Here is a 22,481-nt window from a genome sequence, read left to right on the forward strand (position 1 = left end):
CCCTTTTAAAACGTTTTCTATCATACCCAATGATGAACCAGGCAGCGACGCTCTATTTACAAGCCTTGGATAAAATCAACAAGCGTACCGACGTAATCGAAGCGGTAAAGGCAGAAAATTCTGAAGCCGTATGCGTATAGTATAATAAGAGCACGAATAGCAGTAATTTGTTTTCCGCCTTTACGAGATGTAAGAAAGGGACATTCCAATGTTGGATATCGCGAGCACATTGCAGGTACTGAAAAACACATCTAACGGGATATATGACGATTTCAAAGTGAAATTTCTGTATCACACCAATAAAATTGAAGGAAGCACTTTTTCTCTGCCGGAAATAATAACGCTGCTGAAAGAGAATTTCGTCAGTGGTGATCATTCATGGGATGATATTATAGAAACCAAAAATTCACTGCATTTATTCGACTACATCGTGGAAGACTACCAAAGCCCTCTTACCGCATTTAAGTTAAGAGAATATCATCAATTATTGAAACAATATACAACTGACGCCGATCACGGTTTCGCCGGCGTATTCAAAAAAATCCCCAATATGATTATCGGACCGGCCGGCAAACGCATCGCGGTCGAGCAGCCGCATGAAGTACCGGAAAAAATGGACTATTTATTGGGAAAATACAATGAACGCCAAATGACATTGCAAGATATGGCGGCGTTTCATCTGGAATTTGAAACCATTCATCCGTTCCAAGACGGAAACGGTCGCATCGGTCGATTTTTATTGCTCAAACAATGCTTGGCATGCAACCAAGATCCGATTTGCATTCATAGTGAAAGCGCGCAATCTTATCGCAACGCCTTGCAGTTATCTCGTGTGGAAAAAAGTATTGAGCCGTTGGTAGAAGTATTTCAATCGGCGCAAACAAATTTCAACGCGGATTTTCCATTAATATATGACATCCGAAAAAATTATGAGCAGGAAGTGCGCGATATAATGGCCGCCGAGAAGGCCGTCCAACAAGAGCGCACTCCGGAAAGGGGAATATGATGGACGAATATAAAATTGAACTAAGCCCGTCGATGATGATTTTTGAACGTGAAGTAGTTGTGGAGCTGATCGCCGCAGTATCCGGATTTGGTGACCGACATTGGCTACAAAAAAACAAGCCGATTCCTGAACATCTGTTGCTATTTATCGAGAAAATTCAAGACTATCGAGAAACGGCATTACACACGGACAGTCTGGAAGAACTGTTGAAAATCAAATTTCAAGCAAGCTTAGTGCTGGAGGTCTTGAATAAACTTTATGAATTACACAAAATCTGAACTAAACGAACAAGTTGAAATCCTTTACCGACGACTTACTCAGGGCAAAACTCCCGCCCACGAACCGCGCGCCATTCTCACCGGCGGGCAACCCGGGAGCGGCAAAAGCAGCATTGTGAGGCTCGTTAATCGTAAAGATAATAACTTTATATTTCTGAACACCGACGAGTTTCGCGATTCGCATCCGCATTACACGGAAATTCAAAGAGAATACGGATCGGATCACCCGAAACACACCGCCCAATGGTCGGGAGCGATCACGGAAGCATTAATTGAGCGGCTGGCAAAAGAAAAGTACAACTTGCTGATTGAGGGAACGCTGCGTACAACGGAAGTGCCCGAACGAACCGCGAACCGCTTGCGCGCGTACGGATATGAAGTCGATTTGTATGTCATGGCGATGAAGCCGGAAGTCAGCTTCACCGGTACCATGACAAGACTGTTTCAAGGATTGCAGCAAGACAATGCCCGCACCGTGGACAAAAAACACCATGATTTAGTCGTTTCTCTGTTAAAAGGAAATCTTATCTATTTGGCGAGAACGAAATGTTTCAACGAAATCGTCGTATGCAATCGCGCCGGTGAACTTTTCCGTTCCAAAAACGATCCAGACGAAATCACGGCCGCCATCGATCACGAATGGTCACGACCGTTGACGGAAACGGAAACGCAGGATTTGCATCAACAACAAGCATTTATTCGCAAGATGCTGGAAGCGGAGCAACAAAAAGAAGTTTCCGAAATTAATGAAGCAACTATCACGGAAATACGTTCCTTTTTAGAAAAGTGAAGCGGAAATCAAGTTGCCGATAAAATCCGTGTCATACTCTGTAACGCGCAAAAATGTAATCCTGCCGGTTCGGAAAACCTCATTAATAATAAAATATGCAATTGAAAAAGACGGGGCTCGCCCCGTCTTTTTCGTTTTTCTGAACCCTTACTTTGTGCTTTTTGGTTTCTTACTACCTTTATTTTAGCACGAAGTCGCTAACGGTCAAGTTACTTCTCAGCCAATACGAGCACTGCTGAGGCGGTCGTCTACCCGCGAGGTCTGCCGTTATTTTTGATACGACCGAATCAATTTCTCCGATATGCTGTGCAGATACTTTTCTAATTGCGTCGCGATGAAATCGATGTGAGGATCTTTATGCCGCGGCAGTGTCAGTTTTGTCAGCTTTTGTAAGCCGGACAAATGGCGACGGCGCAAAAAAAGTTTCGCTTGTTCTTCAAACGTCAGTCCGATACAACTGCGACGGGTCGGCGCATATTCAAAAATATCGGCGAACTCCTCATCGGTGGCGTTGAAAAAGAGAGAGTTTCCGTGGTCAAAGAGCGGCGCGGGACCTTTCAGGCAATTGCTATTCGTGTCCAGCAAAAACCCGAAATTGCCCAAGTGTCGATCCTCATTAGCGATCACCGCGTCAAACAAAAGCATGTCTTCCCACTGCGTCATGCCGTATCTTTCGCCGATGGTTTCCCATGTTCGCGGATCATTGAGCGAATGGGTTTGAAAATATTCCGCCCCCAGCGCATCGTACATCGGAATAAAGCCGGTGTTTTCATCCGTAAAAAGCGGGCATTTGCTGACGGAAACGCCATGAAGTTCCGCCAGTTCATAGGGAACATGGTTCAAATTCATCGCCTTGGCGATTTCCGCCGCGAATGTTTCCATGTACGGCTCCAACCCGCCATTCGCGAAACGTTCACTGCCGCCTTTATATAAATAAATCCGATCTTCTTTCCGTTGCCAACATTTCCGCAATGCGCCGCCTGTCGTAAATTCCGGCGTCGTCGTCACGCCGTCAATCCGACCGCCGACACCGGTAAACGCGAGCCGCGCGACCCGATCATCGAATGCGTTTTGATATGCATTGACCGCATCCCACGATACATCGCGTTCCCTTACCGGGCAAACCCAAAACGAATCGTTAAGCGAAAGTCCGTAAGTAACATCGATATACGTAAACGGATTCGCGCCGGAGTCAATCGCTTTCATGAGACAATCCGCGAACGCTCTGCTTTCCGGCACTTTTCTTAACTTGAGCCAGTTTCCCAATCGCTGATCCAATTCCTCCGCGCCGACGGTTTCCCCCTGCATCTGCAGCGGCAGTTGTTCGACATCTTCACATAACGAATCGACGCGGACTTGATACGCGACGCCAACTTGTGACGTCGTTGTTGCCGGAGACGTAACTTCCGTTTCTTTTTTGATGATTTGAAAGGTTAAAAGATTTTTGTCCTTATTTCGCAAAAAATACACTATAAGCCGCCTCCATCCGGCGCGCGCGGATCCATGGATTGCAATTCGATATACAAATGTTCCAGCGTATCCACCAGTTCTTGAATTTCTTTTGATTTCCGTTCGGGTAAAACAATGTCTTCTCGAATATAGGCTCGAAATATCCGCGCCCCTCCTTTGCACCGAAATATTCGCGTATGTATGCGGCATGATGAAAAGATCTCTGTCGCTTTTCCGTTCGCGCCTTTACGCTGATGCTTATTTCTTCACGATCGATCCGGCTCATGAACATGTCGCGCATCGCCGAATACTTTCATCGCTCCAGACCTTTGGTGACCTGATCGGACTCATTAAACGAAATCTTTTCCGCTTTCATGGCGCGATTTAAGGCCGGCTCTAAAAGCAGTTCTTTTCGCAGCGTCAATAAATGAATAAGAAACTCTTTTCTGATCTCTGTAATGACGGGGGTATGGGTGATAATGGCTTTGATTGTATCCATATCAATTCGCGGCACGATTCGTTTTACGGCAGCAAGGAAGTCAGGATTTTCGTAGTTCCGACAAAAATCCAAAAAGTTAATTTTAGCTCCCTTATAACGAACGGTAGAAGACGGTTCATTGGCGGAAAGTTGTTTCATCATGCTTTCGTTTTGTAAACAGGTCCGCATCTCTTCGTTTGTTAAAAGCGGGTAAAGAGATGATCCGCAATCATATATCGGCGCTAAAGAAACTTCAAATGTATGGTTGTCGACCAAATATCCCCAGTTCCCGTTATGACGATCCGAATTAGCAATAAACGCATCCACGACAAACATGTCCCAATATCTGTCGGTCAATACCTTCGGTTGAAAAACAGTTTGCTTTGAAATGAGCTCCAGCGTGCCCTCAAGAGTGGTAATCGCTTGCGATGCGCTGTTTTTTGAAATAGACGGATGCATAAAATCGGTGGCCAATTCTTTAAACGAATACAACCGCGTATTTCCTTGGCAAAAATGTTTGCAGGCAACGGCGATTCTGTCATCTCGTTTTACCAAAAAAGTTTCTTGTGTCGGTAGTCCGATCGATTCATAAATATGGGATCCGATATATTCTGATGTGTGATGATGCGTGTGTGAAATGGAAGCTTTGCGCCGGGGATATTCTTCAAATTTCAAAATATATAGAGAGTCGTTTCCTTGAACGGCATATTTATAACTTGCTCCGTCAAATCTGAGGGGAGTAATTTTTTCAAAGTGTGTAAAATCTTGTAACACGGAAACCTCCTCCTAAATTCCTAAATATTTTTTTCGTAGCGCGCGCGCTTCCGCCTCGGTAATAACGTCATGAATCAACGCCTGATTGATGTCCGCATAAACTTCTTCCCACACGAGTTTGACTTTCATTCCGATCCAAATATCGTTTGTTTTTTCATACTCCTCTTCCAACCGTTGTTGTTTGTCCAGTGTATCTTGCAGATACTTAGGAATTTTTATGTCCATGTTACCTCCTAAAGTCCCAAATACTTTTTTCGTAAATAATCGGCGACTTCTTCACTGATTACATACGCGTGTTGGTACATATTAATCGTGCCGTAAAGCTCATTATGATAAACATCCCAATTTCTTTCATCGTCTTGATGATCTAACCAATTTTGAATGTCTTGTTGCAAGTCCATCGGTAATGTTCTTTCATCCAACTCCATTTTGCACCTCTCCTTTATGTTGTCTGACCCAACGGTAAAAGGTATCTTTTGAAATACCTAAGGTGTGAAATGCTTCTACTGCCGTTATTTCTTTCTTTATCCACCGATCATATATCGGAAAAAATTCCGGCGGTAATACTTTTTTCGGTCGGCCTAACTTTATACCTCTGGCGCGCGCTGCGGCAATGCCTTCAGCTTGTCTTTTTTTAGTGCGCAACATTTCTGTTTCCGCAAGAGTAGATAAAACCTCAATCAACAGATTATTGACCATATCCATAATTGTTTTTCCTAATTCTCCATAATTAGAAAAATCAATTAAAGTAGTCGGAACATCAAGTACTCGAACCGTTATTTCTTTCTCTCTAAAATAAAGTAGTTGGTCTTTGATGATTTTTTTATTTCGTCCTAGTCGATCCAACTCATGAATATATAATTCATCGCCGGGGCGCAACAGCCGCTTTAATAAATCCAGTCCGGGACGATCTCCAACTTTACCGGTAATCCGATCAACAATAATATCGCGTTCATCAGATACATATTTCTTTAATTCATCAATTTGTCGTTTCGGATTTTGCTCTCTTGTCGAAACTCGTACATAGCCGAAAGTTTTCATTGCTCTAAGCCTCTATCAATGGATTTGGTAATTGTGATTTTGCTAGTCGATAGATGTTTTTCTAATTCCTTTGGTAAAGAATACTCTTTTATGAATTGAGCGCAAATCAACTGATAATCGTCTTGCGCTTTGCCACAAGTTTCAAATAAACGATTATATAATCCTTGCCGACACTCATTGAGCGCGGTCATATACCACGGTTTTATTTCCGGGGTAATAATAAGCGGCGGGATGTTGTGGTGCAAACATTCTTTGAACATAAGTAAGCGACCGACGCGACCGTTGCCGTCTTGAAACGGATGAATTTTTTCAAAACCGTAATGGGCCAGAGCGACTTCCTTTAGTTGCGGATTTTTTTTACCCCGACAGTCATGCAACCATGTTTTCATATGCTCCGACGTTTCTTCCGGCGATGATGTTTCGGTCAGCAGGCCGATCCGATTGGCTTCTTTTTTATACTCCCCAACGGCAAACCAAGTTTTCATCGCTTCCTCTGTTCCCCAAAACAGCAGGTAATGAAAATGCTTTATCTGTTCTTCCGTGAGCGTTTGCTCCGCGATATCCAGCATGTAATCAAATGCCATGCCATGATTACGCGTTTGAATCGCGTCATTCAGTTTCGGATAGTCTTTGCCGTTCAATCGTCCGGTGGTTAAAATGGCGTGGGTATCCTCCAAGCTGACCGTGCTGCCCTCAATCGTATTGGAAGTATATGTCAGCCAAACTTTGGTGTATTCGTACAATCCGCCGGAAATACCGCACCTCTTTTCGCCTCGCAAACGATCCAAAATAATATTTTTCATTTTATTTCCTTTCCGTCATAATAATCTATTGCTTTTTTGTATGACGTACTAATAAATGAATTTATATATTTATAATACTACAATCTTTATTATTTTTATAGGCATAAAAAAGTAGACTTTGATGAGACTCTTTATCGAAAGTTATTACCCAATTCAAAAGGGATCGGATTGCAATCCGATCCCTTTTGTTGATGCATGCTGTTTAATTTGATTTTGGCTTGCTTAAAAGGTGATTTAAATTTTGCGATGCCAGCTCTTCTATAATATCGTCATAATCAGCTGCCCATTTAAGATGAAGCAGCATATCGTAAGTGGCATTCTCCACTCCTTCTTTCCCCGGCAAATCCACATCAAGAGTAATCCCCGCTAATTCCAGCATTTTTTTCGACACTCGTGACGGCAGATGGACTCCCAAGCAAGTCGATATGACATTGAGCTTGTTTAAGTCTACACCTCTCCTCATGTTGCTAATAGTTAACTTGCCTAACCCCGTGGTATTTTCTAAAAGCTTGAATGAATAGTTGCATACTTGTTTGCTCATTAGTTTTTGTAGTGCATTGCCAAACTCAAGATTATTTATAGCTTTTAACATTTCACCGGACATCTCATTTACTAAACCGTATTGGACCGATAACTCTTCCGGTATATGGTCATGACAGTTAAACGATTTAGATCCCAGAGCTGACGGTAAAGTCACATATTTAAGCTTTCCATCTTCGTCTGTAATAAACTTTAAGAAACACTCTTCTCCATGTTCTTTCGCATAATCCGTTAGCGCAAAGGCACCGGATACGTTCTTTTCCAAATAAGTATCTTTGTTCAGGCATAAATGATCATCGACATAAGCAAACGCATCGCTCTCAATGATCGATGCCAAGGCACCGCCTTCTTTATACCATGCGCTTAGTTGCGCAGTGGGAACCGTAGTTACAATTTTTGTATCCTTTATGTCTTCCTCGGTCAGAGCAACATCGATTTGCTTGTACTCTTTCGTTTTATATTCCTCATTGAGGACTTCTTCATGGTCTATTTCAACAAACTGATCCTCTCCGTTATGCAAAAGAAAATACCGCAAATATTTATCTATGTACATAGACAGATAACTATCAGAATAGCTTTCTCCATGTTCTGCCTCGAAAAATTCCCGTGATTTCTCTCGATCACAGCTTTCTTTCAATTCATCGAAGACTCCATATTCAGAAATATTAGTCTCAGTAACTCCTTTCCTGAATAGCTCTCGTAAAAGCTCTTCAGAGCAACCAAGATTTTTAACGACTCTTTTTATTTTTCTGTTTTCAAGTTTACCAAGCATCTCATTGATATAATCGTTAAAAGTTTTATTTGGATCCAGATCAATCTTGCCAGTCTGAATGCCGTAAAGCAGGCTCCCCGCAAGTTTTTGTCTTTCTTGGGAAAGCATGGAAAATGAACTATGCAGTTCTTTCCTTAACTTTTCCGCCTCTTTTGAGAAAATATCTTCCGCTAATAACTTGGTATATTTCTCAAATCGAGAGTTCATATAGTCTTTATCAATCTTCTCACTATCGTACTCTATAATTCGAGTATCTATATCGAAGGGAGCATCATCGGTTCCGGACCCCGGGTCAGCTTTCGGTAATTCATGATATCTGGCTAAAAGCTTTAAATAGTCTTCTTCTGTGAAGATGACAGAAACGGTAGAGCCCTCAGTCTTATCTTTATACTCCCTAACGCTCCACTCAAAGCCCTGAATTAAAGCCGCATCCAGATGCCTTGAAAATGCATTGAACTCTTTCGCAAACTTTGCCTTGACTCGATCATCTTCCGGCAGTTTTTCAAAATTTTCAATACCGGCGTTTTCAAACAAGTCCCTTATATTTTCAAAGCCATTGTTCATATTTCTGATGTTAGCTGGTAATTTATCCACAAATAAACCTTGCGGAACATTTTCGGAATACGCCTTAATCGCTTCGTTTAGATTTCTCTCCATCGTGTTGGGTCTTCTGTACCATTTTATAATTCCAAATGGTTTCTCTTTTCTGTTGTAGACCCTGTTCGTTCTTGAAATCGCTTGAATGAGATTTTCATATTCAAGCACTTTGTCAAGGTACAGGGTGTTCACCCTTTTAGCGTCAAACCCTGTCAACATTTGATTGACAACAATCAAAATGTCGATTTGTTCATCTCTATTGATGTTTTCGTATGGCTCCTTATGAGCAAGTCTGGTGCTGACATCCTTTCTGAATTTATCATAAGTCGGAATCGTAAATGACATATCATACTTCGCATTATAGTCTTCAAGCATTTCTACAATGCCATCCTCTTTATCCAGAGAGGTTTGTCCATTGTTATCTATGGTCGGGTCAAACATAGCGGTAATATTAAGCCCTTCCATTTCATTCTTCATAAGCCTATAGTAAGCAACCGCTTCAGGAATACTGGAGGTGGCAAAAATAGCGTGAAATTTATTGTTATTACTATATAAAGTCCATTTCTTCTTTATATCAGTAATGACGGCCAGTCGATATTCTTCCGTTTCGTATTGCGCATTGGGCACATAGTCTTCTATGCCCTTGACCCATTTGTTATTAACGCGTTTTCCGCACATGCCTACTTCAGAAGAGTTCATAAATTTGAGGAAAACTTCTGTTTTCTTTTTATCCGTCATAGCGTCGTCAAGAGACTCCGCCTTAGCCTCATGCAAAGCGACCTGCTCTCTAACATCTTCGTCCGGATACACCTTTACCATGTACGGATCAAATCCGAGAACGTTTCCATCTCTGATACCATCCGCTAAAGTATAGCTATGAATTTCTTCTCCAAAGATCGTTGATGTGGTGCTGTCTTTCTTGATATTGACTTCTTGAATAGGCGTACCCGTAAACCCAAACATAAGAGCATTTCGGAAAGTTTTCTTTATCGTTGTAAGCATTCTGCCAAAAGTGGATCTGTGGCACTCGTCGACAATAATGACCAATCGCTTTTTCGCAATAGCTTCAACATCAGCCGTATTCAAAGCTTCCGAGTCCGCACTAATATTGGATAATTTTTGAATGGATGTGACTATAAGCGTATTGTCGTAATCATTACTCTTTAGCTTGCTAATTAGGACGTTGGTGTTTTCTGTAGCCTGCACTGATTCATCATCATTTTTAAAGGCCCTATACTCACTTAAAGATTGCGTAGCAAGCTCTTTCCTATCCACGAGAAAGATAACTTTATCAGCGTCATTGGAAGATGCAATAAGTTGCGCTGATTTAAAACTGGTCATGGTCTTTCCGGATCCCGTTGTATGCCATATGTAGCCGCCCAATTGATTCCCTTCAAACCAATCGTTTTCCGCTACTTTCTCGGCTATGCCTTTGGCCGCATAGTATTGATAGGATCTCATGACCTTTAAAATACCATCGCTGCTGTCAGCGACCGTATAAAACCCGATCAACTGATGCGCCGTCGGAATATTTAATAAGTCCGCTATGACGTGCGCCCAATTATTAATCGGTTTATTTTTATCATTTCCCCAGTGAAAATAAAAGTCTTGATTGAACTTTCCTTCTCCGGGATTGGCAAAATAAACGGTTTCTTCCGGCTGCATGGCTACAAATATCTGCACAAGAGAAAAGAGACCTCTAAAAATCCCCTCATGAGAGTATTTTTCGATTTGGTTATATGCTTGGCTAACTTCAATACCGCTTCTCTTCAGCTCCAAATGAATCACTGGCATGCCGTTAATAAGCAGCATCAAATCGCCTCTTCTATCATTTAAGATAGAAGATTTCGCTTTAAACTTCGGCTGGCAAGCAATTTGATATTTGCTCTGCCCAAAGGCAATCTCTTGCCTGTCATAGATTTTCAAGCTGACTTCTTTACCCGAATGCAGCTCATCGTCAGGATTATCCCTTTTAATCGAGACACTCCTGCCGTTAATAAAACCATTGAGCCTCATAGGACTTTGCAGAGCAGTAATCTGCTCTAAAATTTGGTCCATTTCCGTTCTCGTTAGAGGCACATCATTCAGCTTATCTTTTGACTGATTATTTTGAAATAAAATATCCGCCCAATTTTGTATAAGCGCCTCTTCGGTAGGATAGTAAATAACCCCGTCTTTCCAGCCATATTGTACTAAAGTGTCAATCACCGCTTTTTCAAATTCAGCTTCCGTGTTAAATAGCATTTTTCGGCTCCTAGACGAACATCTTATCAAGCAACAATGACTTAATATTTTTTAGCTTCTCAAGCTTTTCTTTGTTAAGTTCTATAAGTTGATCAAGTTTAGAAAAGTATTCTCCTATTGCTTTTTGTTCCTCATAAGATGGAGTCAATGTAATTATTTTTGAAAATTCTGAGCGATTTACAATTTGCATTGCACTTAATCCAGCATTCTTTTTCATATAATTTGACCACAATACACTTTCTGTCAGTAAAAAGTAAGGATGATATTTCCCACGATAAGGAATAATGCAGTTAATTTGTTGATTAAAACTTCCTTCTCTTCCCAATATTGTGTTTTTACCAATACTAGCAATACAAGTTACTAATATAGTATCTTTGGGAACTATCCTCGCAGTTTTCTTTCCTTCCACACTAAGTTTTCTTTCACTGTCAATAGTTACGCTTCCCTTTATATCTGTTGGTGTAACCCACATTAGTCCATCATTGCTATAGTTGTTTTTAATTGAAGTTGGCGGTGTGCTTCCTGTAATTATTTCACCCAATTCTCCTAACTTTCTTTTTTCCCATTCTCCACTAAAACCGTCAAACCGTATTTCCGGAGTCGTTTCTCCCTCTTTGGGAAAAAGCTTGTAAAGCATAGCCTTTTTTAGGTCGAGAAACTTTTCGTATTTCTGCTGATGAAGGGTGATAAGATAGTCAAGATTTTCAAAGAATACCCCTATGAACTCTTGCTCAGGAACAGATGGCATACAAATGACTGTGTTAAGAATATTATCGTTATACAGCCTTTTTATGGTGCTGCCCTCAATTCCATCCCACTTTACCACTGAGTAAAAACACTTCAAAAATTGGTTTGAGAGCCTTTCATCGTGCTTGAGCCACACGATATTTGAATCCTGAAAATACTCATTATTTCCAGTAAATACAACGGTTCTGCCGATACTGCCCGATGCTGAAATCAAAATATCACCCTTTTGCGGATAAGGATATTTAGATTTGTATTCTTCAAAAAGCCCTCTGGGAATAAAGGCATCAGGTTCGGCACCAAATGTTCCAATCTTATAAAAAGGTATATCTCCAACTTCTGATGTCTGTTCCTTGAAAATACGGCGGCACATTGAAATCGAGCCTATTTCTCCCAACTTACGCTGTTCCCAATCGTCAGTAAATCCTTCAAACCTTGCAAGAAAGAATCCAAGCCCGTAGAAGCAAGATTGGCGAGTTTTTAGAAAACAAGTATGGGCTAACAACTATTCCCGAGCTGGAAAAGTTATTCGCCCAACTTTCAAATGGAAAGGAGGTCTAGCTTCTACGGTACGAACCATACTATTTGTACGTACAATACACGTATTGTACGTAAAGCAGCTTGGTTCGTCTCCGACGGGCAGGGAGTCCCCTGCACCCCTTGAAGCAAATCAAAATGAGCAAACCGAAGAAAACGCACCGGCTCTATATACGACTTACAGAGGAAGAATGGCTAATCATAAATGAGTTGGCTTGTATCGCCGGAATGAACGTTTCCACATTCGTTATCTACGCCATTTTAAACGGCAAAATAATTATCAATGAAATGGATACGCAAGCCATATTGCGACCGCTATTGGGTCTGCAAAGACACTACAATACAATTCGCCACTGGATGATTAAGCACAATTACTCAAACCCTATTCTAAGTGCCGAATATGAGCAGGAGTTGAAAAGCTTATGGCAGCTATTAGCGCAGGCAAAGGATCCGGTAGCGCAAGCGGATCTATAAAGTATGTTCAATATGAAAAAGATAGCACCCGGCCCCGCGTCTTATTTTCTGAAGGTATAGAATGCAGCCCGTACTATCAAGATGCCATTGAAGACTTTGCCTATATCCGTGATATCCATCATAAATCCGGAGGCCGTGAAGCGCATCACATGGTATTGGCATATTCTCCGGAAGAAGAAAAACGTTTTACCAAAAAAGAGTTATTTGATAAGGCCATTGAGGTCGCAAAAGGAACCTTCCCTAATCATCAAATTTGGTTGGGAATGCACAATGATACGGATCATCTGCACGTACACATGATTGTAAATTCAGTTAATTTAGAAACAGGCAAAAAGCTCCAAATAGCCGGGCGTAAAGGGATGCATGAAATCATGAACAAAGTGCAAAATATATGCCACAGTTTAGAGCTTGATAATACGTTGGAAGTAGGAAAACGCAGTCAAAAGGAAGGTCAGGTGATTACACACAATATCGTAGAGTACAAATTAATCGAGCAAGGTAAATCTTGAAAGGCTGACATAGCAAAACGTGTATATGAATCTCTAAATGCGGCTGACAGTAAAATGGATTTTATTTTGAACTGCAACGAAAAAGGAGTGTTGTGCAAATGGGATGATAATCGTAAACATGTCACTTTTTGTTATATGGATAATCCATCGCGCAAAGTGCGAAGTGCAAATCTAGCGAAGACCTTTACATTAAAGCAATTAGAATCGAAAGAATCTATGGAAAAAGCATTTAAAGCAAACAAAGACAAACATGTTGAGCAGTCAACCGATGAAGATTTAGCACTTAGTCGTTCTAAATCTTTAGAAAAGCAACCTATAAAAATTTTGAAAAGAAATCGCTCTATAGAGCTTGGGAGGTAATGACATATGAACTTAATGGACAATAACAACAATGAAAACAACAACGAAAAAAAATTAGAGATTATCCGCAAGCGAAATCGTCGCGGAATTGGATTAGGCGGTTCGTCATCAAGCGCAAAAAAGAATGTAATGCCGCCTGAACAAACCATATCTGAAGATGAAGAAATAGCTGAACGCCTATATTCCTTAAGAAACAAAAATCTACAATTAAAAACGGACTCTCTCCATTTTGGCGCAGAGATTTGTAACACGATGGTTGAGCAAAATAAATTAATGCGCTCATTGAAAGCAATCATACGTCAATCCGATGAAAAAAACGAAAGACAAATCGCACCTGTGATTGAGGCATTAAAAACACTGGAAGAAAGAATCGCTAACTCTGCAGACGCTGCGGATGCCCGCACAAAAAAGACGTTGGAAGAACTTTTTTCACACCTTGATGATGCAGGAAGAACTTATAGCAAAGGCCTATGCGAACGCTTAGATGTAACTGCAACTCGTTTGGAAGTGCTACTTACGTATGGTCGTGAAAAGCTTAGGTTTTGGAGTTTTGGGAAAAAGCTTGTCGTCGCTATTCTCACCATATTGCTTTTATTCCAACTTTCCCTAAACTACAAAATGAAGAACGAATTACAGGGGCTACATACACAGGTCAGTATGATCCATAGCCTTTATAAGGGAGATGCTAAGTATTGGTTTGATCCTGACAATCAGATGACCTATGTAGAAACGCTGAAACAACATGAACAAAGAGAATAAAATTTGCATGCCATTCAATGGAAAGGAGGATAAAGTATGGCACGTGGTAATGGCGAAGGATCTATTCGTTATTTAGCTGCCAGTAATCGTTACCAGTACCGAGTTTCTTACAAAGATAAAGACGGAAACACTCGCAGAAAAGCTTTCTATGCCTCGAAAGCTGCCGATGCGCGAAAAAAAGGTCGTGAATGGCTAAGTTTTTACGAAAGCTCAAATAAAAGTGCCGATATCAATCCCATGCTGGATGATTGGATCCGAATATGGCTGGATGTTTACATGAAAAACTCAGTAAGGCCTTCCACTCTGGAAAAATATGCATGTTGTTTAGATCCGGTTGGCAAAGCGTTTAAAGGAATCCGCCTTAACAAGCTAAATCCCACTGCACTACAACAGTTTTTCCAGCAATAATTATTTAGCGGTGGTCGCAAAAAACAGGGTTTAGCACCTGTAACAGTGCGTAATCAAAGACGCTATTTGACATCTTGCATTGACATGGCGATAAAATTAGGCCTTACTAACTCAAATCCTGCAAAACTTACTATGCCTCCAAAGGTAGAAAAGAAAGAAATCCATCCCCTATCAGAGTTAGAAGTCCAAAGACTTTTGGATGTCGCGAAAGACCAAGTAGAGAAGGCTAAAGCTTCTACTAACATAGGAGATTGGATGGGTGCCGCCGATCTCTACATAGGCGTTATGATTGCTGTTTATACAGGAATGCGTCTTGGTGAAATCATGGCATTGAAATGGGGTGATTTTAATGTTCACACATCCTTTCTATCTGTGCAAAGATCTAAATCAGATGTAAAGGGTCAATCCATAACAAGCCCTAAAACAGGATACGGACGAAAAATACAAATCGGGTCTAACTTAGTGCATGCATTAAAGCAGCACAAAAAAATGCAACTCTCATACAGAGAAAATGTAGGAAATCTTTATGAGAATTGTGATTGGATCATAGGCGGCCTATTTGGACGCGGCTATAACAAAAGGCACTACAGTTCAAGAAAATTCCAAAAACTTTTAAAAGATGCCAAAATCATGCGTCATATTCGCTTTCATGACTTACGGCATACTCATGCAACACTACTATTATTAGCCGGAATAAACCCCAAAATCGTTCAAGAAAGGTTAGGTCATGCCAGCATTGACATGACCTTAGACACCTATTCACATTTAACGCTGGCCAATCAAGGTGTTGCCGTAACTGCGCTTGATTCGATTATCGCTCCAAACGATACTTGAAGAATGATTTTTAAGAAGAAAAGGCTTCATATGTACGTACCTTTTCCAATAATTCAAATCCAATTGGGCTCAAAATTGGGCTCAAACATAAAAAAAAGGCTTCTCGAATTTTCGAGAGGCCTTTTTTATGCTGGTGCGCCTAGCAGGAATCGAACCTGCGCACCCGGTTCCGGAGACCGGTGCTCTATCCCCTGAGCTATAGGCGCATGCATAATTCGTACTTAATGATAATACCATGAAATTGCCATGATTTCAAGAATTTTTTATCGCCCTTGCCGGCATGGCGGAATCAACGATTCGTCTTTGCGATCTCGACAGCGAGATGAAGTCAACAGTCCCATGATGCAAGCCGCATTTTCGACAACTTTCATTGATTGCAATCGAACAGCTGGCCGCAAGGCGGGAAGACCGTTTATTCTTTCGTAAAATCCCATTTGCTCAGGTCAAGGTGACAATACCCGCCGGGATTCTTCTTCAAATAATCTTGATGATATGCTTCAGCGCAATAAAAATTCTCCAACGCCATGATTTCCGTTACAACAGGCCGATCATATTTTCTGGATTCTTCCGCCAAAACCGCTTCGGCGATGTGCCTGCTCTCTTCGTCAAGATAGTAGATACCTGTCCGATATTGCGTTCCCACATCGAAGCCCTGCCGATTCAACGATGTCGGGTCGATGGCTTCAAAAAACACCGTCAAGATCCGTTTTAACCCCGTGACAGTACCGTCATGAACAACCTTCACCGTTTCCGCCGCTCCCGTCGCACCGGTACAGACTTGTTCATACGTCGGCTGCGGACGCCGACTGTTGGCATAGCCGACTTCCGTCGACACCACGCAAGGCGCCTTCTGCAACAACGCCTCAAGGCCCCAGAAGCACCCTCCTGCCAGATAAATTTCCGTTTCCACGCGCACACCTCCCGCCATTTTTACCATGATTTACTACAGGTGGCAACGTTCGCCACCTGGCGCACCTTCGTCCTGATTTTCACGCTTTCGCCAGGCGATGGTAACGAGCATCGTTTTATCGTCTTTTCACGCTGCCTTGACACGCACCGCACGGCCTTCTCTCACAGCCATATTCGAACATCCCTTTTGAACCGTTATACCGCCAATTCCTGTTTTCACCTAAGGATATCCCACCTAGTCGTTCCGCCGCTCCAACGGTAGATTGCAATAACCGTAAAATATCGATCTCAGTAAGCGTCACGCCGTTGTATGCATCATAATTTATGCACCCATCTCGTCAGCAATTCCCGCGACGGATGACCGTTGCATACTCTTCCGGTTTTCCAGACGGCCGTTTCGGAACAGACTTTTTTCAACAAAGAAACGGTACTGCCGAAATCGCTCTCTCCTGAGGTGCAGAAGGGAATGATCGTTTTCCCTGAAAAGTCATAACTTTCCAAAAAAGTCAGGATAATATTCGGCGCCTTGTACCACCAGATGGGAAAGCCCAAGTAAATCGTATCGTATTTTTCCATATGCGCCACGCTGTTGGCAATCGCAGGGCGAAAAGAAGGATCCTCTTTTTCTTTCGACGTTCTGCTGTTTTTATTCTGCCAGTCCAAGTCTTCCTTCGTATACGCATCTTGCGGCGTAATCGCAAAGAGATCCCCCTTCGTTATAGCAGCCAGATCTGCGACAACCTTTCTGGTCACATTTGTACAAGAAAAATAAGCCACTAACACGTTCGTTTCCAATTTATCTTCCTCCTAAATAATAACTGCGCCGATAAAAAAATACACAATCCTTGCTCCTCTTTTGCCGTCTATTGCGAAATGCCTTCCTCCGCTGTTTTACCGTAAAACAATTAAAAGATAGAAGCCAAAGTGATGAAATGACGCAACAGAATAAGACCGTAGATGAGAATAACGACGCCGCAAAGACGATTGATCCACTGTAATACCTTGCCGGTCAGAATATTGCCGATACGGGAAACAATCAACGTAATGGAGGAAAACCAAAGACAAGAAGCCGAAACAACGCCGCTAATAAAAAAAACGCCGGATTCCGGCGGCAGTGACGCCTGAAAAGCCCCCAGCATCATGGTCCCGTCAATAATCGCCTGCGGATTGAACCAGGTCACGACACAAGCCGTAATAACGGTCCGGCGCAGCGTAAAGCGGCTTTTTTCATGGAGAACCGTTTTTTCTCCCGCGCGAATCAGACCGACGGCAAGGTAAATGATAACCAGACTGCCGCCAAGCAGAACCGCGGCCTGGAGCCATTCATATGCTTCCATAATAAAGCCGATGCCGAAAAAGCAAGCCAAAGCCAGCGTAACATCAAAAAAGGTGACGATCCATGCCGTAAGCAAGGCACGGCCTGTCGATAAAGACAAAGCGCTGTTAATGACAAAGAGGTTCTGCAAGCCGATGGGCGCCACATAAGCCAGTCCCATCGTCAACCCTTGTATATACACATCCACGCTTACGACCCCTTTACCGATTGATAGACTGATTATAGCATCCCGGTATCAAGATTGGCAAATTCTCCCTGCCTTTCTATGCAAACGAAACGGCGACGTACATACAGATGTTATGACGCCGGTCCGGAATGCTTCTCTGCCCAATCGAAAACGATCATCTGCCAGGTCGGTATTCCCTCACCGCGCAAAAAATCGTCTGACAGTAAAATAAAACGGCGGCTGAAAGCCGCCGTCACCGATCTTACATCTTGCCGCCAAATACAGGAAAAAAACTATCCTTTCCGTAATCTTTCAAAGGACTGACGTGTTTCAGCCGTTCCATATCTTCAGCCGAAATAACGAAATCGACGGCTCCATTGCTCTTCATATGTTCAGGATTTACAGTTTTCGGCAAAACCACCATACCGAGCTGCAAATCATAACGGATACACAGCTGCGACGCCGAAACGCCGTATTTTTCAGCCATGGCAGTAATTTCTTCCGCCTGCAGGGCCATGCCGTGAGCAATCGGCGAATACGCTTCAACGACGATGTCTCTATGTTGGCAGTAATCGATAAGCGCGAACGGCGTATTGCCGATATGAGCCAATATTTGATTGACCATCGGTTTTATCTCGCCATGAGTGCTAATGTTCTCCAAATCAATTTCCAGAAAATTGGAAACGCCGATAGCTCTAACCTTACCTGCTTTATAAGCGTCTTCCAAGGCCTTCCAGGCCGCCAGATTTCCTTCGAAATACCGATCGTCAGATTGGTTGACAGCTTTCCACGGCTGTGGGCTGTGGATAATCATCAAGTCTAAGTAGTCCAATCCCATTTTTTTCAGCGATCTGTCGATAGACGCTGCGGCATTGGCATACTCCTTTCGTTCAGCAGCAACTTTGGAAGTCACAAAAACATCTTCCCGCTTCACGCCGGACTTACGTATTCCGTCACCGACGCCGGCTTCATTCCGATAAGCCTGTGCCGTATCGACATGGCGATAACCGATCTGCAAGGCAGCCGCTACGGCAGCACCGGCGTCTTCATCGGCGACAAGCCATGTTCCCAAAGCCAATTTTGGAATTTTCACACCGTTATGAAGGGTAAACGTTTCTTCAAAGATCATCTCAATACACCTTCCTTTATTCGATAAATTGACGGTTTGACAAAAGACAGAGAAGCACGCTCCTCTGTCTTTAAGTATACGAAATATTGTCACCTATGTAAAATACGTATTTCCTATATTTCTTTATGCTTACGACGTTTTGCAAAGACGGACTCATGCCGGTACAACACCGCAAACAAGTGCGGTAACGAGCATGATGATCGTGACGGCAAAAGCCCAGGGAATGGTCCTGCGCTGATGCTCTGCCAAATCGAGTTTGGCCATCGCCACCAGCATGAACGTAGTGCCCGTAAGAGGGCTGACGGGAAATCCCATATTCATTTGTCCGAAAAAGGCGGCCCGTGCCATTTCGACAGGCATAATGCCATATGTCGTACCGGCTTCAGCAAGAACGGGCAACACACCGAAATAAAATGACGACGGGTCAAAGAGAAGTGTCGCCGGCATGGCAAAAACGCCGACGATAACCGCCATATGCGGCCCCAGAACAACCGGAATAATCATGACCAAGGCCTCGGCCATGGCCTGAATCATTCCCGTACAGTTCATGACCCCGACGAGAGATCCTGTGGCAAAGACGATACCGGCCATCGTCAAGGCGCTATGCGAATGATAGGCCAGCATGAACTTCTGCTCCGTCACCCGAGGATAGTTGACGACCAGCGCAATTGCCAGCGAAATCATGAAAACAACGGCCGCGTGGACCATGCCGGAGATCAAAACACCGATCGTAACGACAACGAGCAGCATATTGAATTTTGCAAGTTTCGGACGTTCGTACTCAGCCATTTTGATTTCATCTACCGTCGGCTTCAACTGAATCGGTTCAGCCAGTCTGGCAAGACCGATCCGCTTGCGCTCACAACGTCCGAGATAACAGTCAATACAAAAAATACTGAGCAGTCCGACAGCAAGGGGAATAATGATCGGTACCCATAATTCGTGCGACGTCAGATTCAACGCCACCATGCAACGTTGCGCCGTCGATCCCCAGGGCTGCGTACATTGAAAACCGGCGCTCAGGGATAACACCGTAGCCAACGTCGTCCGGCGCATACCCAACCCGTCAAAGAGCGGCAGCATCGCCGGAATGACGGCCATAACCGTAACGACGCCGCTGGCGCTCATTTCCGCCAAAAGCGCCAGAATCCCCGTACCGATACAAATCCGTACCGGGTCATGACCGACTGCATGAAAAATGAAGTGAACAATAGGCCGCAGCGTACCTGCACTGATGATAACGCCAAAAAACAGTGTGGCAAAAATGAACATAATACCGATAGGCGCCACAGCCCGCATGCCCTTCAATATGAAGTCACCGGTCTGCCAACCGTAACCGGCAGTCAACGAAATAACGGCAGGAACAAGAATAAAAGCGGGTATCGGTCCCATGATACGCCGCAAAATAAAAACGACGGAAATAATTACCGTTGCAAACCCGAAGACAGCAGTCATTCTACACACTTCTTTCAACTGGAAATATTTTCATCAATGGTGTACAGTACCTGCATCTGCCAATTGCTCTTTTCAAAACACAGGCAACCAAACGCGACTGATCCCGGCAAAAAATTCGCTGCCGCCGTAAATGACAAAAATCGTATCGACTAACTACTTTTATTATAAGTAACTACGCCGGGAGACGCAAATAAAAAACGACAGTCTCCGAATCATCGGAAACTGTCGCGCAATATCGCTTATTTGCCGCAATAGGCAATAACTTCTACTTCCACGCTGGCGCCCTTCGGTAAATTGGCAATAGCGACGCAGGAACGAGCGGGCAATGTCTTTTGGAAATATTTACCGTACACTTCATTAACGGCTCCAAAATACTCGATATTTGTCAAATACACCGTCGTCTTGACGACATGATCGAAAGAAAGCCCTGCCGCTTCCAGTAACGCGCCGACATTTTTCATGCACTGTTCCGCCTGATCAACGACGCCGCCGCCGACAAGCTTTCCTTTTGCCGGGTCAAGAGCGACCTGACCGGAAGCAAACAGGAAATCGCCTGCTTTAATCGCCTGTGAATAGGGACCTACCGCGCCCGGTGCTTTTTCCGTTTTAATTACATCTACTGCCATAAGAAAACACTCTCCTTTATAATTTATTGATTATATTATACAACTTATTTTACGCTATTGCGTCATTTATTCCACAAGTTTTCCGTCTCTGTCGTATTTTTTCTTATTCAGGCCGCAGATATAATAGATCACCGTAATAGCCACAATAAATGCCCAAGAAGAAATCAGAGACATTCTCGTATCGGTGTTGAACCACATGCCGACAGTGACTAAGCCCAGGAACGCAATGCAGAACCAGTTGGCATAGGGATACAAAGGCGACTTGAAATCATGTTTCGCCATCACTTCTTCACCCCAATATTTGCGGAAGTTCTTCTGTGCATAAGCCAACACGAACCAAGCGATCATGCCAGGGAAAACGGAAGCGCTATAAAGGTAAATAAACAATTTCGAATCGGGAATCATGTAGTTCAGGGTGACGCCGACAATCAGGAGCGCAATCGTAATGCCGATGCCGATGCGCGGTACGCCGGAAGCAGACAAGCGTTTGAAAATAGCCGGAGCCTGGCCGTTCTGAGCCAGCGTGTATAACATGCGGCCGGAGCTGTAAAGACCGCTGTTGCAACCGGAAAGAGCCGCAGTCAGTACGACGAAATTGATGATGCCGGCCGCCAAGGAAATCCCGACCTTAGCAAAGGTCATAACAAAGGGACTGCCGATAAGGCTTACCTGATTCCAAGGATAAATGGAAAGGATGATGAAAATCGAACCGATGTAGAAGATCAGAATACGCCAGACGATATTTTTCGTAGCTTTCTTCAACGTATTCTTCGGATCCTGCGCTTCCCCTGCCGTTATGCCGACAAGTTCGACGCCTTGGAAGGCAGCGGCAACGACACACATGGCAGCCAACATGCCGCCGAAGCCGTTCGGCATGAAACCGCCGTTCGTCCAAAGATTGGAAATACCGACGGGAACGCCGTTATTGCCGAAGCCGAAGAGAATAACAGCGGCGCCGACGAAAAGCATAACGATAATCGTCACAACCTTAATCAGCGCAAACCAAAATTCAAATTCACCATAATATTTAACGGCAGCCATATTGGCAACAGCTACGACGACCATGCCGCCAAATGCCGCAATCCATTGCGGCAGTAAGGGGAACCAATACTTAACGTAAATGCCGACAGCCGTCACTTCCGAAAGGCCGATAGCAACCCACATGAACCAATAAACCCAAGCCGTCAGATAACCTGCATAAGGACTGATATATTTGTGTGCGTACGTTGCAAAAGAGCCGGTAACCGGTTCCTGATACAACATTTCGCCCATAATGCGCATGATGAAAAACATGACGACGCCGGTTAAGGCATAACAAAGCAATACGGAAGGACCGGCCATCATGATCGTACTGGCAGATCCCATGAACAAACCTACACCGATTGTCCCGCCTAAAGCAATCATTTCCACGTGTCTCGGCTTGAGACCGCGCTGCATTTTTTCAGATTCCATTTAAAAATCCT

The 22,481-nt window shown here is 43.4% G+C and carries 24 protein-coding genes and 1 tRNA gene; 9 read left to right on the forward strand and 16 right to left on the reverse strand.

Annotated features, from left to right (window positions below; translation table 11 throughout):
* Positions 1 to 208: 208 nt before the first annotated feature.
* The 3 genes from HMPREF1250_RS02535 to HMPREF1250_RS02545 are packed head-to-tail and all read left to right on the forward strand — an operon-like array spanning position 209 to position 2,074.
* Positions 209 to 1,006, forward strand: coding sequence for a Fic family protein (locus tag HMPREF1250_RS02535; RefSeq protein WP_023052938.1), 798 nt, complete (start codon positions 209 to 211; stop codon positions 1,004 to 1,006).
* Positions 1,003 to 1,284 (forward strand): hypothetical protein, encoded by a 282-nt coding sequence (locus HMPREF1250_RS02540; RefSeq protein WP_155914478.1) that lies wholly within the window; start codon positions 1,003 to 1,005, stop codon positions 1,282 to 1,284. Before HMPREF1250_RS02535 ends, HMPREF1250_RS02540 begins: the two co-directional genes overlap by 4 nt.
* Positions 1,265 to 2,074: a zeta toxin family protein gene (locus HMPREF1250_RS02545; protein WP_023053019.1), complete on the forward strand. Its 810-nt coding sequence runs from the start codon at positions 1,265 to 1,267 to the stop codon at positions 2,072 to 2,074. The genes HMPREF1250_RS02540 and HMPREF1250_RS02545 overlap by 20 nt, the downstream gene beginning before the upstream one ends.
* Positions 2,075 to 2,341: 267 nt before the next feature.
* Here the strand turns inward: HMPREF1250_RS02545 and HMPREF1250_RS02550 are convergent, their stop codons facing one another.
* The 8 genes from HMPREF1250_RS02550 to HMPREF1250_RS02585 form a co-directional block, all read right to left on the reverse strand.
* Entirely contained in the window at positions 2,342 to 3,544 is a 1,203-nt protein-coding gene (locus tag HMPREF1250_RS02550) for a HipA-like C-terminal domain protein (protein WP_023053048.1), read from the reverse strand.
* A gap of 292 nt (positions 3,545 to 3,836) precedes the next feature.
* On the reverse strand, positions 3,837 to 4,775 hold the full coding sequence (locus tag HMPREF1250_RS02555) for a HipA domain-containing protein (protein ID WP_023052936.1): 939 nt from the start codon (positions 4,773 to 4,775) through the stop codon (positions 3,837 to 3,839).
* Between the two features lie 12 nt (positions 4,776 to 4,787).
* Positions 4,788 to 5,000, reverse strand: a complete 213-nt coding sequence (locus HMPREF1250_RS02560) for a hypothetical protein (RefSeq protein WP_023053095.1) — start codon at positions 4,998 to 5,000, stop codon at positions 4,788 to 4,790.
* A gap of 8 nt (positions 5,001 to 5,008) precedes the next feature.
* Positions 5,009 to 5,203 carry a hypothetical protein gene (locus HMPREF1250_RS02565; RefSeq protein WP_023053004.1) on the reverse strand — a complete coding sequence of 65 codons (195 nt, stop codon included), beginning with the start codon at positions 5,201 to 5,203 and terminating at the stop codon, positions 5,009 to 5,011.
* The gene (locus tag HMPREF1250_RS02570) at positions 5,190 to 5,816 is read right to left on the reverse strand and encodes a recombinase family protein (RefSeq protein WP_023053012.1); all 627 of its coding nucleotides are present in this window, start codon (positions 5,814 to 5,816) and stop codon (positions 5,190 to 5,192) included. Before HMPREF1250_RS02570 ends, HMPREF1250_RS02565 begins: the two co-directional genes overlap by 14 nt.
* On the reverse strand, positions 5,813 to 6,619 hold the full coding sequence (locus HMPREF1250_RS02575) for a Fic family protein (RefSeq protein WP_023053108.1): 807 nt from the start codon (positions 6,617 to 6,619) through the stop codon (positions 5,813 to 5,815). Before HMPREF1250_RS02575 ends, HMPREF1250_RS02570 begins: the two co-directional genes overlap by 4 nt.
* A 202-nt stretch (positions 6,620 to 6,821) precedes the next feature.
* Positions 6,822 to 10,772, reverse strand: coding sequence for a type I restriction endonuclease subunit R (locus HMPREF1250_RS02580; RefSeq protein ID WP_023052946.1), 3,951 nt, complete (start codon positions 10,770 to 10,772; stop codon positions 6,822 to 6,824).
* Between the two features lie 10 nt (positions 10,773 to 10,782).
* A complete protein-coding gene (locus tag HMPREF1250_RS02585; protein ID WP_023053077.1) occupies positions 10,783 to 12,021 on the reverse strand; it encodes a restriction endonuclease subunit S in 1,239 nt (412 codons plus the stop codon).
* A gap of 170 nt (positions 12,022 to 12,191) precedes the next feature.
* On the opposite strand from HMPREF1250_RS02585, the gene HMPREF1250_RS02590 reads away from it, so the two are divergent.
* The 6 genes from HMPREF1250_RS02590 to HMPREF1250_RS11985 all read left to right on the forward strand — a co-directional run bounded on the left by HMPREF1250_RS02590 (position 12,192) and on the right by HMPREF1250_RS11985 (position 15,397).
* Entirely contained in the window at positions 12,192 to 12,527 is a 336-nt protein-coding gene (locus HMPREF1250_RS02590) for a plasmid mobilization protein (RefSeq protein ID WP_155914479.1), read from the forward strand.
* Complete coding sequence (locus tag HMPREF1250_RS10860; RefSeq protein WP_023052951.1) at positions 12,476 to 13,036, forward strand: relaxase/mobilization nuclease domain-containing protein; 561 nt, start codon at positions 12,476 to 12,478, stop codon at positions 13,034 to 13,036. The genes HMPREF1250_RS02590 and HMPREF1250_RS10860 overlap by 52 nt, the downstream gene beginning before the upstream one ends.
* 54 nt (positions 13,037 to 13,090) lie before the next feature.
* Positions 13,091 to 13,396: a hypothetical protein gene (locus tag HMPREF1250_RS10865; RefSeq protein WP_051356040.1), complete on the forward strand. Its 306-nt coding sequence runs from the start codon at positions 13,091 to 13,093 to the stop codon at positions 13,394 to 13,396.
* Between the two features lie 6 nt (positions 13,397 to 13,402).
* Positions 13,403 to 14,155, forward strand: a complete 753-nt coding sequence (locus HMPREF1250_RS02600; protein ID WP_023053103.1) for a hypothetical protein — start codon at positions 13,403 to 13,405, stop codon at positions 14,153 to 14,155.
* Between the two features lie 36 nt (positions 14,156 to 14,191).
* Positions 14,192 to 14,563, forward strand: a complete 372-nt coding sequence (locus HMPREF1250_RS11980; RefSeq protein ID WP_231391268.1) for a hypothetical protein — start codon at positions 14,192 to 14,194, stop codon at positions 14,561 to 14,563.
* Between the two features lie 84 nt (positions 14,564 to 14,647).
* Entirely contained in the window at positions 14,648 to 15,397 is a 750-nt protein-coding gene (locus tag HMPREF1250_RS11985; protein WP_231391269.1) for a tyrosine-type recombinase/integrase, read from the forward strand.
* Positions 15,398 to 15,528: 131 nt separating this feature from the next.
* Here HMPREF1250_RS11985 and HMPREF1250_RS02610 read toward each other — a convergent pair.
* The 8 genes from HMPREF1250_RS02610 to HMPREF1250_RS02645 form a co-directional block, all read right to left on the reverse strand.
* A tRNA-Arg gene (locus HMPREF1250_RS02610) sits at positions 15,529 to 15,603 on the reverse strand.
* 206 nt (positions 15,604 to 15,809) lie between these two features.
* Positions 15,810 to 16,307, reverse strand: a complete 498-nt coding sequence (gene msrA / locus HMPREF1250_RS02615) for a peptide-methionine (S)-S-oxide reductase MsrA (protein ID WP_023053046.1) — start codon at positions 16,305 to 16,307, stop codon at positions 15,810 to 15,812.
* A gap of 314 nt (positions 16,308 to 16,621) precedes the next feature.
* Positions 16,622 to 17,101, reverse strand: coding sequence for a flavodoxin (locus HMPREF1250_RS02620; protein ID WP_023052995.1), 480 nt, complete (start codon positions 17,099 to 17,101; stop codon positions 16,622 to 16,624).
* 110 nt (positions 17,102 to 17,211) lie between these two features.
* The gene (locus tag HMPREF1250_RS02625) at positions 17,212 to 17,829 is read right to left on the reverse strand and encodes a LysE/ArgO family amino acid transporter (RefSeq protein ID WP_023053091.1); all 618 of its coding nucleotides are present in this window, start codon (positions 17,827 to 17,829) and stop codon (positions 17,212 to 17,214) included.
* Positions 17,830 to 18,070: 241 nt separating this feature from the next.
* Positions 18,071 to 18,937, reverse strand: coding sequence for an aldo/keto reductase (locus HMPREF1250_RS02630; RefSeq protein ID WP_023053085.1), 867 nt, complete (start codon positions 18,935 to 18,937; stop codon positions 18,071 to 18,073).
* A gap of 153 nt (positions 18,938 to 19,090) precedes the next feature.
* The gene (locus HMPREF1250_RS02635; RefSeq protein ID WP_023053074.1) at positions 19,091 to 20,392 is read right to left on the reverse strand and encodes a CitMHS family transporter; all 1,302 of its coding nucleotides are present in this window, start codon (positions 20,390 to 20,392) and stop codon (positions 19,091 to 19,093) included.
* 239 nt (positions 20,393 to 20,631) lie between these two features.
* Positions 20,632 to 21,018, reverse strand: coding sequence for a RidA family protein (locus tag HMPREF1250_RS02640; protein ID WP_023052965.1), 387 nt, complete (start codon positions 21,016 to 21,018; stop codon positions 20,632 to 20,634).
* 66 nt (positions 21,019 to 21,084) lie between these two features.
* Positions 21,085 to 22,470 (reverse strand): amino acid permease, encoded by a 1,386-nt coding sequence (locus HMPREF1250_RS02645; RefSeq protein ID WP_023053057.1) that lies wholly within the window; start codon positions 22,468 to 22,470, stop codon positions 21,085 to 21,087.
* Between the last annotated feature and the right edge of the window lie 11 nt (positions 22,471 to 22,481).

The sequence above is a fragment of the Megasphaera vaginalis (ex Srinivasan et al. 2021) genome (genome assembly GCF_000478965.1).
Taxonomy (GTDB): Bacteria; Bacillota; Negativicutes; order Veillonellales; family Megasphaeraceae; genus Megasphaera; species Megasphaera vaginalis.

What these genes read in the sequence shown, in the direction of transcription:
- HMPREF1250_RS10860 (WP_023052951.1), top strand. Translation starts at nt 12,476, where the DNA reads ATGGCAGCTATTAGCGCAGGCAAAGGATCCGGTAGCGCAAGCGGATCT.
- HMPREF1250_RS11980 (WP_231391268.1), top strand. Translation starts at nt 14,192, where the DNA reads ATGGCACGTGGTAATGGCGAAGGATCTATTCGTTATTTAGCTGCCAGT.
- HMPREF1250_RS02540 (WP_155914478.1), top strand. Translation starts at nt 1,003, where the DNA reads ATGATGGACGAATATAAAATTGAACTAAGCCCGTCGATGATGATTTTT.
- HMPREF1250_RS02580 (WP_023052946.1), bottom strand. Translation starts at nt 10,772, where the DNA reads ATGCTATTTAACACGGAAGCTGAATTTGAAAAAGCGGTGATTGACACT.
- HMPREF1250_RS02575 (WP_023053108.1), bottom strand. Translation starts at nt 6,619, where the DNA reads ATGAAAAATATTATTTTGGATCGTTTGCGAGGCGAAAAGAGGTGCGGT.
- HMPREF1250_RS02590 (WP_155914479.1), top strand. Translation starts at nt 12,192, where the DNA reads ATGAGCAAACCGAAGAAAACGCACCGGCTCTATATACGACTTACAGAG.
- HMPREF1250_RS02545 (WP_023053019.1), top strand. Translation starts at nt 1,265, where the DNA reads ATGAATTACACAAAATCTGAACTAAACGAACAAGTTGAAATCCTTTAC.
- HMPREF1250_RS02570 (WP_023053012.1), bottom strand. Translation starts at nt 5,816, where the DNA reads ATGAAAACTTTCGGCTATGTACGAGTTTCGACAAGAGAGCAAAATCCG.
- HMPREF1250_RS02630 (WP_023053085.1), bottom strand. Translation starts at nt 18,937, where the DNA reads ATGATCTTTGAAGAAACGTTTACCCTTCATAACGGTGTGAAAATTCCA.
- HMPREF1250_RS02535 (WP_023052938.1), top strand. Translation starts at nt 209, where the DNA reads ATGTTGGATATCGCGAGCACATTGCAGGTACTGAAAAACACATCTAAC.
- HMPREF1250_RS02640 (WP_023052965.1), bottom strand. Translation starts at nt 21,018, where the DNA reads ATGGCAGTAGATGTAATTAAAACGGAAAAAGCACCGGGCGCGGTAGGT.
- HMPREF1250_RS02560 (WP_023053095.1), bottom strand. Translation starts at nt 5,000, where the DNA reads ATGGACATAAAAATTCCTAAGTATCTGCAAGATACACTGGACAAACAA.
- HMPREF1250_RS02565 (WP_023053004.1), bottom strand. Translation starts at nt 5,203, where the DNA reads ATGGAGTTGGATGAAAGAACATTACCGATGGACTTGCAACAAGACATT.
- HMPREF1250_RS02635 (WP_023053074.1), bottom strand. Translation starts at nt 20,392, where the DNA reads ATGACTGCTGTCTTCGGGTTTGCAACGGTAATTATTTCCGTCGTTTTT.
- HMPREF1250_RS02600 (WP_023053103.1), top strand. Translation starts at nt 13,403, where the DNA reads ATGAACTTAATGGACAATAACAACAATGAAAACAACAACGAAAAAAAA.
- HMPREF1250_RS02645 (WP_023053057.1), bottom strand. Translation starts at nt 22,470, where the DNA reads ATGGAATCTGAAAAAATGCAGCGCGGTCTCAAGCCGAGACACGTGGAA.
- HMPREF1250_RS10865 (WP_051356040.1), top strand. Translation starts at nt 13,091, where the DNA reads ATGGATTTTATTTTGAACTGCAACGAAAAAGGAGTGTTGTGCAAATGG.
- HMPREF1250_RS11985 (WP_231391269.1), top strand. Translation starts at nt 14,648, where the DNA reads ATGGCGATAAAATTAGGCCTTACTAACTCAAATCCTGCAAAACTTACT.